Raw genomic sequence first — 12,620 nt, forward strand, 5'->3', positions numbered from 1 at the left:
AATTAATGTTGAGGACGCATTTATGTGCCCAAGTGGGCGAAGCGTTGCTGGGGCAGAAGGTAGAATTGTGCGGGTGGTGTCATAATTATCGCGACCATGGGGGGGTGATCTTCATTGATTTGCGCGATAAAAGCGGGTTGGTGCAATTGGTGTGTGATCCTAGCTCCCTAGCCTACAAAGAGGCTAATTTAGTGCGCCATGAATTTGTCTTGATCGCACAGGGAATCGTGCGCTTGAGAGGAGAGGGCTTAGAAAACCCCAAACTCCAAACCGGCAAGGTAGAGGTGGTGCTAGAGAGTTTGCGTATTGAAAATAAGAGTCTGACTCCCCCTATTGCCATTGGGGATTCAAGTGTGAATGAGGACTTACGCCTGCAATACCGCTTTTTGGATTTGCGCGCCCCTAAGAGTTATGAAATCTTCAAAATGCGTAGTCATGTGGCTAAGGCGGTGCGCGATTGCTTGCATGCTTTGGACTTTTTAGAGATAGAAACCCCTATGCTAGCCAAAACCACCCCTGAAGGGGCTAGGGATTTTCTCATCCCTAGCCGTGTGCATGATGGGGCGTTTTTTGCTCTACCCCAAAGCCCACAACTCTTTAAACAGCTTTTAATGGTGGCGGGCATGGATCGCTATTATCAAATTGTCAAGTGCTTTAGAGATGAGGATTTGCGCGCCGATCGCCAGCCCGAGTTTACTCAGATCGATGTAGAAATGAGTTTTTGCACCCAAGAAGATGTCTTGGAGGTGGCCGAAACCCTGCTACAAGCCGTCTTTAAAAGCGTGGGCATAGAGGTTTCTACTCCCTTTAGGCGCTTAGACTACATGGAAGCGATGGAGCAATACGGAAGCGATAAGCCCGATCTGCGCTTTGAATTGCCCCTAGTGGAAGTGGGCGATCTCTTTGTAGATTCTAGCAATGACATCTTTAAGAAGATCGCTAGCGACCCCAAAAAGAATCGCTTTAAAGCCTTGTGCGTGCCCGGGGGGGATAGCCTTAGCCGTAAATATTTGAGTGAGGCGGAGAGCTTTGTGCGTGCCTTTGGGGCGCAAGGTTTGGCGTATTTGCAAATCAAGCCTGAGGGAGCTAAGGGTCCTTTAGTAAAATTTTTAAGTGAAGCGCGCTTGCAGGAGATCTTAGCGCGTACACAGGCGCAAGTGGGCGATCTAATCTTCTTTGGCGCGGGGGCTAAAAAAATCGTCTGGGATTACATGGGGCGTTTGCGCTTAAAGCTCGCCCAAGATTTAAACTTGGTTGACACTAACGCCTTTAATCTCTTATGGGTGATGGACTTCCCCATGTTCGAACAAGCAGAGGGCAAACTCAGCGCCGCACACCACCCCTTCACCATGCCCAAGAATTTAGAAAGCGAAGATTTAGAAGACATGCGCTCAATCGCCTATGACATCGTGCTCAATGGGGTAGAATTGGGCGGAGGGAGTGTGCGTATCCATAAGGAGGAGGTTCAGGCAAAGGTTTTTGAATTGTTGGGCATTAGTCCCCAAGAAGCCCAAGAAAAGTTTGGCTTCTTCTTAGAGGCGCTACAATACGGCGCGCCCCCACATGGGGGCTTTGCGCTGGGATTGGATCGCCTTGTAATGTTGCTAGCCAAAGTGCCCAGTATCCGCGATGTGATCGCCTTCCCCAAAACCCAAAAAGCCACCTGTTTACTCAGCCAAGCCCCTAGCCGTGCTTCTGAAGAACAACTTAGAGAATTGCATATCCGTTTGAGAAACCCTAAACCCTAAGAAAGGACGAATCCATGAAACACTTATTCTTGATTATTGGCGCGCCCGGGAGTGGCAAAACCACAGACGCACAGCTGATTGCCCAACGCAATAGCGCTAGTATGGTGCACTACTCCACTGGCGATCTCTTGCGCGCTGAGATTGCCAAAGAGAGTGAGCGAGGAAAACGCATTGCCGAGTTTGCCAATAAGGGCGATCTCGTGCCCCTAGAGATTGTAATTGACACGATTATTAGTGCCATCAAAAGCGCACCCAAAGATGTGATTATTATCGATGGTTACCCCCGTAGCGTGGAGCAGATGCACGCGCTTGATCGCGTCCTTAAAGCACAAGAAGAGGTGCATTTGCGGGGAGTAGTCGAGGTTAAGGTAAGCGAACCAGTGGCTAGAGAAAGGGTTTTAGGGCGTTCAAGAGGAGATGATGACAATTTAGAGGTCTTTAATAAGCGTATGCGGGTTTATTTAGAACCTTTAGAAAGTATTTTGGAGTTTTATAAAGCCCTAGAGGTGCACCAAGAGATCAATGGGGAACGGAGCATTGAAGACATTGTAAGCGACATTGAAAACTACATTAAAACTAATCTATAAGGACACAGATGCAAATCCAACACATTAAGACAGGTCAAAATCCAAATGCGATCAACGCCATTATTGAAATCCCCTATGGCTCAAAAGTGAAATACGAAGTGGATAAGGATAGCGGGGCGGTGGTGGTCGATCGCGTGCTTTACCCCTCTATGGTGTATCCGGCTAATTACGGCTTTGTGCCCCACACTTTGGGAGGCGATGGCGATCCGGCTGATATTCTCGTGCTCAATGAAGACCCTCTGCAAGCGGGGAGCGTGATCAAATGCCGTTTAATTGGGGTGCTCTTTATGGAAGATGAGGGCGGGGTGGATGAAAAGCTCCTAGCCCTACCGGTAGAAAAAATCGATCCGCGCTATGCTAAAATCCAAAGTCTAGAGGATTTACCCGCCATCACTTTAGAAAAAATCAAACATTTCTTTGAAACCTATAAGGACTTAGAAGCAGATAAGTGGGTTAAAGTGAAAGGCTTTGGCAATAAAGCCCAAGCCCAAGAGGTGCTAGATAAGGCGATCAAAAATCATCAGAACTAAGATAAAAGCTCCAATTTTTGCTAAGCAGGCTCGCCTTGAGCAGACGGAGTTTCCGCCACCTCAGGCTTGCGGACATTTGACATACTCCCCATCACTAAAGTTAGGGGATTCTAACTTTAGCGGAGATTGTGGCTTCAAGCGGGACAGCTCGCTTAGGAGTCTTATGTTCCCTATTGCAGTTGGTTGATGCCCTAATCCTAAGGGTATAACCCCTTGATTGCGACTATTCGCACAAGGCTACTGCTAACCAACTATCTCCATAACTAAAGCTAGGGGTTTTAGCGCGCGAGTGGTAGAACGCTTGACATCTTCAAAACCAAAGGTGTGGCGGGCATGGAGGATGAGTTGTTGTTAGCCTCTATGCCATAACCCCCAAATCTTATAAGGATACTTCAACAACATCGTCCCCCAATGCGCCTTGATCCCATTTTCTCTACAAGCCCGTAGATTCTCTTTATTGGATAGCCATAGGCTTTTGAGCCCCCGCGTGCTCACCCCCCCCACGCCCATTTTCACCCACACCTCTGGCACATACACCGCCCTTAAGCCTGCCACATACAGAGTACGCAATAAAAACTCATAATCCGCAGAGATTTTATAGTCAATCTTATAGCCCCCAAAGCGATCATAGACTTCTTTGCGCACAAAGAGGGTTGGGTGCGCGGGCACTTTGCCATAAAAAAAGCCCTTTTTGCTAAATGCCCCGCTCTTATAATAGCGCACAATGCGATCGCCCTTGACATAGACCAAATCCGCATAGACCATGTCCGCTTGTGGGTGCGTTTTAAACGCTTCTAGCACTTGCGCCAAAACGCCACTATGCGCGTAACTATCATCGCTATTAATGATCCCCACAACCTCCCCTTGCGCGCGCGCAATGCCCTTATTCATGGCATCATAAAGCCCTTGATCGGGCGCGCTAAAGACTTGCAAATGGGGGTAGCCTTGCAAAATCTCTAGCGTGCCATCTATGCTCCCCCCATCCATGATCCAATGCTCTAAGGGGGCAATACTTTGGCTTGCTACAGATTCAAGAGTGGCTTTAATGGTTGTAGCTCCATTGAAAACGGGGGTAATAAGAGAGATTTTCACAAATACGCCCTTATTTGCTCCCTATCTTTGCGCGCCAAATCCCATGTACTAGCCCCCTTTAAAAGCGTGGGGTAAGAGTCTTCTAAACTCTGCAAAAGCCCTTTTAAAGCCCCCTCATCTTTAGGGTCAAACACAAAGCCGTTGAACCCATTTTCTACTAAAACCTGCGCCCCGCACGCACGGCTCACCAACACCGGCAAACCCACCCCTAAGGCTTCTTCTACCACCAAGCCCCAAGATTCGCTAAGAGAGGGCAAAATCAACGCGTCATGGGCGCAAAGCAGGGCGGCGATTTGGCAATTTGCCACAGCCCCCAAAAAGGCAACATTAGCACTTGCCATGCCTTTTAATGTGGCTTCTAGCTCCCCTGTGCCCACAAGGCTTAAAGACATTTGGGGCAACTCTTTAAAGACCTTTAGCAAAAACTCTAAATTTTTCACGGGGGTTAAGCGGGCGATGCAGATAAACTTTTTAGAGTAGGGGCGTGGCTCTCTTTGCAACTTAGGGGGGGTGATGATCCCCACCCCGTGCGTGGTTTTAATCACCCCCTTAAAGCCCAAAACCTCTAAGAGTTGAGAGTGCCAATCCCCACACACAAAGGCAATAGAGATTCGTTTTAAAAACAGCCGTTTCAAGCTAGCCTTTAGCCCGCTGGTTGTACTCTCTTGAATGCTCGACTCCACGACCACAGCATTTTTAGATTTCACGCTCAAAGCCCACCCCGCCCAAAACTCCACACAATCCCACCCTCCCAGCAGCAAGCGTTTATAGGGGTGTTTTTTTAAGATTTTAAAGAGTTTGCGCGTATTTTGCCAAGTAGGGCGCTCTTGCAATGCCCCCTGAAACAACACTTCATGGGCAAATTGCGCCTTCTCTAAGGTGTTAAAATCCTTGGCGCGGGTTTCTTTGGTGTCCCTAGCCAAAAACACCACAAAGATTTTTAAACGCTGGGCTAGGGCGTTGTAGAGATGGATTTTATAAAAAACGGGCAGGGGAGTGATGATGAGGTAGTCTAACATGCTTTGATTTTTTCATAAAGGGCGCGGTATTGCTTGGCAACCACCGCCTCACTGAAACACTCCAAAACATGCGCACGCGCGCGATCGCACAGCTTAGGGTAATGCGCTGTGTTTAACACCCACACTATCCCCTTTTTTAAATCCAAAACATCAAAAGGGCGGGCTAGATAGCCATTTTCTTGGTGTTTGATTAGATCGCCATTGCCCCCAATGTCAAAGCCCACAACCGGCGTGCCACACGCCAAACTCTCTAAAATCACATTGCTTAAATTCTCTTGACGGCTAGGCACCACCACCACATCTAGGGCATTGTAGAGGGCAACTAGGCTCGCATTGTCTTTAAGCACACCTAGATAGCGGGTTTTAAAAGGTAAGTTGGGCATGTGTGTGTGCGCGCCAAACACCACTAATTCTATATCTGCTAACTCTAGCTTAGACAAAGCCTCTAGCAAGAGATCATAACCTTTATTAGGATCGCCAATATCCATTGCCCCAAAACCTATTAATTTTTGCGGCAAGGGCAGCCCTAAAAGTTGGCGGCAAAAGGCTTTATCTAGAGGCTTGTATTGATTGGTGTCTATGGGGTTGGGGATCACTAGGTGGGGCTTGTCTTGTAAAAGCGCGCTTTGCTTGGCGAGTCTAGAAATCCAAGAACTCACCCCCACCACGCTTAAGTGAGAAATTTTAGTATAGGCGCGTTTTTTCATAGAAAAACCCAGTGTGGCTAGGTCGCATTCAAAGGGGCTATTTAAAATGCAAGAATGCTTGTAGGTGCGTTCATTTTCATTGTTGTAGTAGTGATCGCCCCCAGTAAAAGCCCACATGTCATGCAAACTCCACACCAAAGGGGCAGGGATTTTAGGCAAATCCCTTAAGGGTAAAACCCCCCGCCCTAGCCAGTGTAAATGCACAATGTCGGGTTTTAAAGCATCGATCGCACTTAGGGGCAAACTAAAGGGCAACCAGCCCAAATTAAAAGTACCTTTTTTGCGCTTGGGGTAGAGCAGGATCGGGGCTTTGTCCAAATAAGGGCGCACAAACGCCCACGCTTTGGCTAGGCGCATTTTTGGGCTTAAGACATTTGGCTCTAAATTTGCCCCCCGCCCATCTTGCACCCATACAAAGCTCTCAACCCCCTCTTTTAAAAGGGCTGTGTGTAGGCGCAAACACGCGCGCGCCGCCCCCCCAGTGAGTGTGGCGTTGAGGTGGAGGACTTTCATAGCGTGGCTACTTGGTATTTGCGGATACGCCAAATCTCATGGAGCTTGAAATTTTCTACAAGCATCACACGGGGCAGACAGGTTAAAAAATCTCGATGTGCGGGGTAAAGCGTGCCCCGTCTTGTCGTTACAGCACTTCTAAGCCCTAATTCCTGCACCACTTCTACCTCCCTTAGCCCACATGCATTCACGCCTCCATAAGGATAAGCAAAGTGGCGAATCTCCTGCCCTAAGCGTTCTTTGAGAATGGCATGTGCCCCTTGAATTTCTGCCATAACTTCCCCCCTCTCTTTGATTTGACTCAATTTGGGGTGGCTTTGAGTATGCCCACCAATGGTACAAAGGGGTTCTTGATAGAGGGTTTTCACCCCTTCCCAGTCTAGCATGCCTGCTTTTCCAAGGTAATTAGTACAAATATAAATTGTGAAAGGGACATCATGGGCTTTGAAAATAGGCGATGCGTTGTTGAGCGTGCTTTGATAGCCATCGTCCAAAGTAAAATGCACCGCTTTATGAAAGAACTTGCCCCTTTGCAAGAGATCGCAGATTTCATCTAGACTTACAAAGCTGAAGCCTTTGTTTTTAAGAAGGGTGATCAAGAAATCTAAAAAGGCAACAGAGACACTAAGATCAGACTTGACAGAGGGCATGTTCAAGACTTCATGGAGCATAAAGATCACGCCCTGTCCTTCATAATAACGCTGTGCCCATGTATTGTTGGATAGCTTACTGAGTAAATGCAGAATAGGAAGTCTTAGAAATGTGTTTAGCATCAACAACCTACTTATTAGGGATTAAAGGCGGCTTGATGGAGGCAGGAAATCCAGCTAGAAACCTTTTACTTTTCACACACTAACAGCTATTACAGCGTACCCCCTAAATTGAAATATCTCTCGGTATTCTTCATATCCCTCGCTTTTTGATAGTATTGCAACGCTTTTTGATAATCCTTTGTAACACCATCACCACTACCATACATGTCTGCTAGAAAATAGTAGGCTTTAGCTTCTCCCATATCCCCCGCTTTTTGATAGTATTGCAACGCTTTTTGATAATCCTTTGTAACACCATCACCATGGTAATACATGTTGCCTAGCCTAGTATAGCCTTCAGCCACTCCCATATCAGCAGCTTTTTGATAATATTGTAGGGCTTTTTGGCAGTCTTTAATCACACCTTGCCCATTGACATACATATCGCCTAAACTACTGTAGGCTAAGGCTACACCCATATGAGCGGCTTTTTGATAATATTCTAACGCTTTTTGCGTGTCTTTTGCTACGCCTTGCCCATTGTAGTACATCATCCCTAAAATGGCATAACTCCTAGCATTCCCCATCTTTGCAGATTCTTGGTAGTATTGTAGCGCTTTTTTGTAGTCTTTGCTTTTATATGCCTCGTTAGCAATTGAGAGTTCTTGATCGCCACTCTTCTTAGCATACATGTTCCCTAAACAGCACATGCCTATCAACATTATCTTTGATATGCTTTTAAACGAGCTTGCCATCATCGCCCTTTCCCCAATTTTAAAGATTCTAAAGGGCGTAATTTAGCTTATGCGAGTATTAAATGGGCTTAAATCAATACCATCTTTAGATTTTTAATATAATGAGATGAATAATTGTAACAGATTATTTTATAGATTTCTATATTTTAAGCTTTTGTAATATTAAATGTATTTGAACTTTACCGATTATGTGAAATACCCTATCATATGAAGCTCCCAAATGCGTAAGACTTTGGGTCCTCCTAGGCTGATTGCCCATAGAGGACAAGCGCACCGCATTTCTTGAGTGGAATTTCTGCCAAAGAGTTTTGAAATGCAAAATTCGCGCCTGTCGGATTGTCCTCAAGGATACAGCCTATGCTACAAGCCTTAAAATTCTTGAGCGTGATTTTAGGGATTAGCGTATTTCATATGGGATGCTTAGAGCACGATCAAGCTCTAAGCCCTGCAAGCCAATATCACCAAGTTATAGCACCTGAAATTACCGGCACCACTCCAGATCAAGCCACTACAGCGCCCCCTACACAAGTGGAAAACAACCAAGAGATTAAAATAACACTGACAGCCAAACCGATAACCGATACCATACGGGAGATAATTAAGACTCCAAAAACCAAAGTGCAGACGGAATCGCATACATCAGAGGCACGTAAATTACACCACAATGTAGAGCGTGCTCAAAAAATCTATAAAAGTCAAGATTATATTAACACAGAACTTTCCTATCAAAAACTAGCTAGCATGGGCGATGCTAGGGGTTATTATGGTCTGGGTGTGCTGTATAGCACTTACTACTATGATCGGCAAAATAGGGATATCCCACCCAACTACCCTAAGGCTCTAGAGTGTTTCCAAAAAGCAGCCCATCTAGGAAACACCCAAGCCTATATCAAGCTAGGCGACTTGTATGTCGAAGCTAAAGGGGTTTTTCAAAATCCTCAAAAAGCCATTGAATACTACCAAAAGGGTGCGAATTTGGGCGATGCACAGGGCTACTATAAATTAGGAATCTTGTATCGCGATGGCAAGGGTGTTCCCCCTAACTTCCAAAAAGCAGTCCTGTATTTTGAAAAAGCAGAAAAAATGGGAAATGTCATGGCTGGGTTAGCTTTAGGTGTGATGTATAGAGACGCTCAGGGCGTCCTTCAAGATTACGCTAAAGCCCTCAAGCACTTCCAAAAAGCAGCCCATAGGGGTAGCGCCATAGCCTATACACTTTTAGGCGATACATATATGAATGGCTATGGTGTCCCCAAAAACACGCAAAAAGCTAAAACTTACTATGCGAAAGCCATCACCTTAGAACATAAACCGCGCAATGAAACGCCCATAGACCAAGATTCTCTACTGGATCTTCTCCGTCTGCCCCAAAAAGCCACACACTACCTCTCTCAGAACACTTTTCTTATTCCCCCTCCAAATAAGCTCAAAAGCGCCTATTTAAAACAATGGTATACCCCTTGGGAATCGATGAAGGTGATACGCAAACACCAAAAAATCTTTTGGATGCAATACAGCTTTTTTAAGCCGGGTTATAGACAAGATGGAACACGCCATAATCTTAAAGAATTACGCCGTATCTACGAGGATATGGATATTCCCCACTATCCTAGCGTCGCGCTCAAAGCTGTAATTCTTACTAATACTTCTGTGCGCGCTGCCCCTACAGAGATGTCCTACTATCTCACGCAGTACAGCTATCCCTCCGACCTATGGCAAAACTCTTTGATTTTTGCAGGCACTCCCGTGCTCATCACCCACTATAATAAAGCTAAAACCTATGCTTTAATCCAAAGTAGCTTTACAACAGGCTGGGTGCGCGTGCGCGATATTGCCCCAATCCGGACAAAAACCATTCAACAGATCTTAAATTTAAAAGATTATCTCACACCTCTTAAAGATAGAGTCTCTAGCGGTGCGCGTATAGGGCAGATTTTCTTAAAAGTTCCTCATACCTCTAATAAAATCTATACCTTTTCTAAAGACGCACAGGGCTTTGCTCAACTCACCCAAACCCTCATCAATCCTAAAAATTTTGTACCTTTTCCTCGCCCTTTCACCCCGCAAGCTATGGCGGCTGTCCTTGATATGATGTTAGGACAGAGATATGGTTGGGGTGGATTGGATCAAAACCGCGATTGTTCGGCTTTCACGCGTGATAGTTTTGCGGGTTTTGGGGTGTTCCTACCTAGAAACTCTTTGGCACAGGTGCGTTATGCACGTAACACCATCGATTTACATAAAATGTCTCCCTCTCAGAAAGAAGCCTTTATTGTCAAGCACGCAACCCCTTTTGCCACAATTTTATGGCTCAATGGACACATCATGCTTTACTTGGGCACCTACCATAATCAGCTCATCGTGGCGCACAGCATTTGGTCTATCTCGATCTCTAAAATCCGCAAACGAGAACATGTTTACCATGTGGAAAAAGCCGTCATCACTACCCTCAAATTAGGCGAAGAACATAAACATCTTGCCACACAGCCTAATTTTCTTATTGACCGCATCAGGGCGATGTCCGATCTTTACCCAAACACGCCGTAAAATCCCCTAACTTTGAGTATGGGGAGTATGTCAAAAAGTTTTATATATCTGCAAGAACGGAAGTGTCTCTCAAAGGTCAAATGGATCAATTGGCTAGTGGACTTCTAAAGCTTCCTGCACGCTGGCTAGATCCTTATCCCCCCGTCCACTCAGATTAACCACCATGAGCGTCTCTTGTGTACAATTTTGGGCAATTTTAAGCGCATAAGCTAGGGCGTGTGCGCTCTCTAAAGCCGGGATAATGCCCTCGCTTTGACTCAGGCACACAAAGGCATCCAAAGCTTCTTGATCGCTCACAGCGACATACTTCGCTCGTCCACTTGTCTTTAAATAACTATGTTCTGGTCCCACTCCCGGGTAATCTAGCCCAGCACTCAGACTATGACTTTCACAAATTTGCCCCTGCTCATCTTGCAAAATATAGGTCTTGCTCCCATGTAGAATCCCCACACTTCCCTTACATAGCACAGCCCCATGCTTATTGGTATCTAGCCCGAGTCCAGCAGGCTCAACGCCTATTAGTTGTACCTGCGTGTCCTCCAAAAAAGCAGAGAACATACCAATAGCGTTAGAACCCCCGCCCACGCATGCAATGACCATGTTTGGTAAGCGCCTTTCTTTTTCTAAAATCTGTGCCCTCGTTTCCGTGCCAATCATGCTTTGAAAATGTTTAACCATGCGTGGGTAAGGGTGCGGTCCTGCAGCTGTGCCTAGCAAATAATGGGTGGTGGCATACGAGCTAGACCAGTCGCGTAAAGCTTGGTTAATGGCATCTTTGAGTGTAGCACTCCCGCTATTGACACCAATCACCTCAGCTCCCATCAGACGCATACGGAAGACATTTTGTTCTTGGCGCTGTATATCTTTTTCTCCCATATAAATCACACACTCTAACCCTAGTAGCGCGCAAGCAATCGCCGTTGCTACCCCGTGCTGCCCTGCACCCGTCTCGGCAATGATACGCTTCTTTCCCATTTGTTTAGCCAGCAACGCCTGCCCTAAGGCTTGATTAGTCTTGTGCGCTCCACCATGGATTAAATCCTCGCGTTTGAGATATAACTTAACCTTAGGATTCTTTACCATATTTTTCACTAAAGTTAGGGGACTAGGGCGTCCCACAAAGTCGCGCAAAAGTGCATTGAAACTCTCTTGAAACGCGCTGTCATGCAAGCACGCTACAAATGCCTCTTCTAATTCTCGTAAAGCAGGAATAAGAATCTCAGGCACAAAACAACCCCCAAAATCTCCAAAATAAGCCTGTCGTTCTTGCATTTGTACTCTTTTGATTGAAATTCCCTTATTACAAGGGGTTTTGCAGGGCATTATGGAAGCGATTTTCTAATAGAAAAACTTAGATGATTCTTAAGAGGAAGTGTATCCCACGCTAAAAACAGATCCACCCCGCATGAGCTTTCCATTTTTAGATAGAAGTTCTTAAACAATGTAGAACGCTCGAGATAGTCCGTCTTTGCTGATCCCCAAATCTAAGTTAAGATGTGTTGCCCTTAGCGTATTCTAAAAGCGCTCTGTAAAGGGCATCGGTTTGCAATGAGGTGATGTTTTGAAACTGCGTTTTGTTGAAGGTGGTTTGCCGTTTGGCTAATTGGCAGGTGTGGGTGTGGATCGCCTCTTTAAGTGCCTCTAAACTGAGCTTGCCCTCCAAATGCGCCAAACACTCCTTAGGTCCTATCGCCTTAAAAGGTTGGTGGTGCGTGCCATATGCACGCGCAAGATGTTCTACCTCCGCTACGATCCCGCGATCTAGCATGCTTTGGGTGCGCTGGGCAATTTGGGCGTGCAAAACCTCCTTAGGTAGAGTGAGGGCATAAAGTTTAATGGGCAATGCAAAGGGGATTCTAGGATGGGCTTTGAAATACGCGCTAGGGGGGGTGTGGGTGGCTAGAAAAATTTCTAAGCCCTTTTGGATGCGATAGGTGTCCTTAGGGTGGATTTTATGCGCATAAGCGGGGTCTACTTGCGTCAAAAAGGCATAAGGATCGCATAGATGAGCGACTTGAGCGCGCACTGCCTTGCTAATAGGGGGCATAGGGCTCAAACCCTCTAAAATTGCCTTGAGGTAAAAGCCGCTCCCACCCACCAACAATAACACGCTCTTTTGCGTGAGGGCTAAAGCTTTTTGCAATTCTTGCATGAACACGGGGGCGTTGTTGGGCTGGTGGATCTCTAAAACATTGATGGCGTAATGTTTGACTCGTTGCAAATCCTGTATGCTAGGCTTGGCAGCAGCGATGTCAAAATCTTTATAAATGCTCAAAGAGTCCAAAGAGAAAATTTCTGCGTCCAAATCTTGGGCGAGTTTGAGGGCTAAGGCGCTCTTGCCACTCCCGCTTGCCCCCAAAATGGCGATGA

General features: G+C 46.2%; 11 protein-coding genes. 4 read left to right on the plus strand and 7 right to left on the minus strand.

Going from position 1 to position 12,620, the window contains the following annotated elements; translation table 11 throughout:
• Positions 1 to 5: 5 nt before the first annotated feature.
• From aspS to ppa, 3 genes are read left to right on the plus strand one after another with little or no spacing between them, the layout of a single operon-like run.
• On the plus strand, positions 6 to 1,748 hold the full coding sequence (aspS, locus tag C6G87_RS05915; protein ID WP_104752603.1) for an aspartate--tRNA ligase: 1,743 nt from the start codon (positions 6 to 8) through the stop codon (positions 1,746 to 1,748).
• A gap of 14 nt (positions 1,749 to 1,762) precedes the next feature.
• The gene (locus C6G87_RS05920) at positions 1,763 to 2,335 is read left to right on the plus strand and encodes an adenylate kinase (RefSeq protein ID WP_104752604.1); all 573 of its coding nucleotides are present in this window, start codon (positions 1,763 to 1,765) and stop codon (positions 2,333 to 2,335) included.
• An 8-nt stretch (positions 2,336 to 2,343) separates the two neighbouring features.
• Positions 2,344 to 2,865: an inorganic diphosphatase gene (gene ppa, locus C6G87_RS05925; RefSeq protein ID WP_104752605.1), complete on the plus strand. Its 522-nt coding sequence runs from the start codon at positions 2,344 to 2,346 to the stop codon at positions 2,863 to 2,865.
• A 351-nt stretch (positions 2,866 to 3,216) separates the two neighbouring features.
• Here ppa and C6G87_RS05930 read toward each other — a convergent pair whose 3' ends face one another.
• The 5 genes from C6G87_RS05930 to C6G87_RS05950 form a co-directional block, all read right to left on the minus strand.
• Positions 3,217 to 3,957 (minus strand): glycosyltransferase family 2 protein, encoded by a 741-nt coding sequence (locus C6G87_RS05930; protein ID WP_104752606.1) that lies wholly within the window; start codon positions 3,955 to 3,957, stop codon positions 3,217 to 3,219.
• Positions 3,954 to 4,976 (minus strand): glycosyltransferase, encoded by a 1,023-nt coding sequence (locus C6G87_RS05935; protein ID WP_104752607.1) that lies wholly within the window; start codon positions 4,974 to 4,976, stop codon positions 3,954 to 3,956. Before C6G87_RS05935 ends, C6G87_RS05930 begins: the two co-directional genes overlap by 4 nt.
• Positions 4,970 to 6,196: a glycosyltransferase gene (locus C6G87_RS05940; RefSeq protein ID WP_104752608.1), complete on the minus strand. Its 1,227-nt coding sequence runs from the start codon at positions 6,194 to 6,196 to the stop codon at positions 4,970 to 4,972. Before C6G87_RS05940 ends, C6G87_RS05935 begins: the two co-directional genes overlap by 7 nt.
• Entirely contained in the window at positions 6,193 to 6,969 is a 777-nt protein-coding gene (locus tag C6G87_RS05945) for a polysaccharide deacetylase family protein (RefSeq protein WP_104752609.1), read from the minus strand. The genes C6G87_RS05940 and C6G87_RS05945 overlap by 4 nt, the downstream gene beginning before the upstream one ends.
• Positions 6,970 to 7,058: 89 nt before the next feature.
• The gene (locus C6G87_RS05950) at positions 7,059 to 7,658 is read right to left on the minus strand and encodes a tetratricopeptide repeat protein (protein WP_233709038.1); all 600 of its coding nucleotides are present in this window, start codon (positions 7,656 to 7,658) and stop codon (positions 7,059 to 7,061) included.
• Positions 7,659 to 8,060: 402 nt separating this feature from the next.
• Between C6G87_RS05950 and C6G87_RS05955 the strand changes: the two genes are divergently transcribed.
• The gene (locus C6G87_RS05955) at positions 8,061 to 10,250 is read left to right on the plus strand and encodes an SH3 domain-containing protein (RefSeq protein WP_104752610.1); all 2,190 of its coding nucleotides are present in this window, start codon (positions 8,061 to 8,063) and stop codon (positions 10,248 to 10,250) included.
• A gap of 93 nt (positions 10,251 to 10,343) precedes the next feature.
• Here the strand turns inward: C6G87_RS05955 and trpB are convergent, their stop codons facing one another.
• Positions 10,344 to 11,522: a tryptophan synthase subunit beta gene (gene trpB, locus C6G87_RS05960; RefSeq protein WP_104752611.1), complete on the minus strand. Its 1,179-nt coding sequence runs from the start codon at positions 11,520 to 11,522 to the stop codon at positions 10,344 to 10,346.
• A gap of 217 nt (positions 11,523 to 11,739) precedes the next feature.
• Positions 11,740 to 12,618, minus strand: a complete 879-nt coding sequence (gene miaA / locus C6G87_RS05965) for a tRNA (adenosine(37)-N6)-dimethylallyltransferase MiaA (RefSeq protein WP_233709042.1) — start codon at positions 12,616 to 12,618, stop codon at positions 11,740 to 11,742.
• Positions 12,619 to 12,620: the final 2 nt, after the last annotated feature.

This window comes from Helicobacter baculiformis (assembly GCF_900197685.1).
Taxonomy (GTDB): Bacteria; Campylobacterota; Campylobacteria; order Campylobacterales; family Helicobacteraceae; genus Helicobacter; species Helicobacter baculiformis.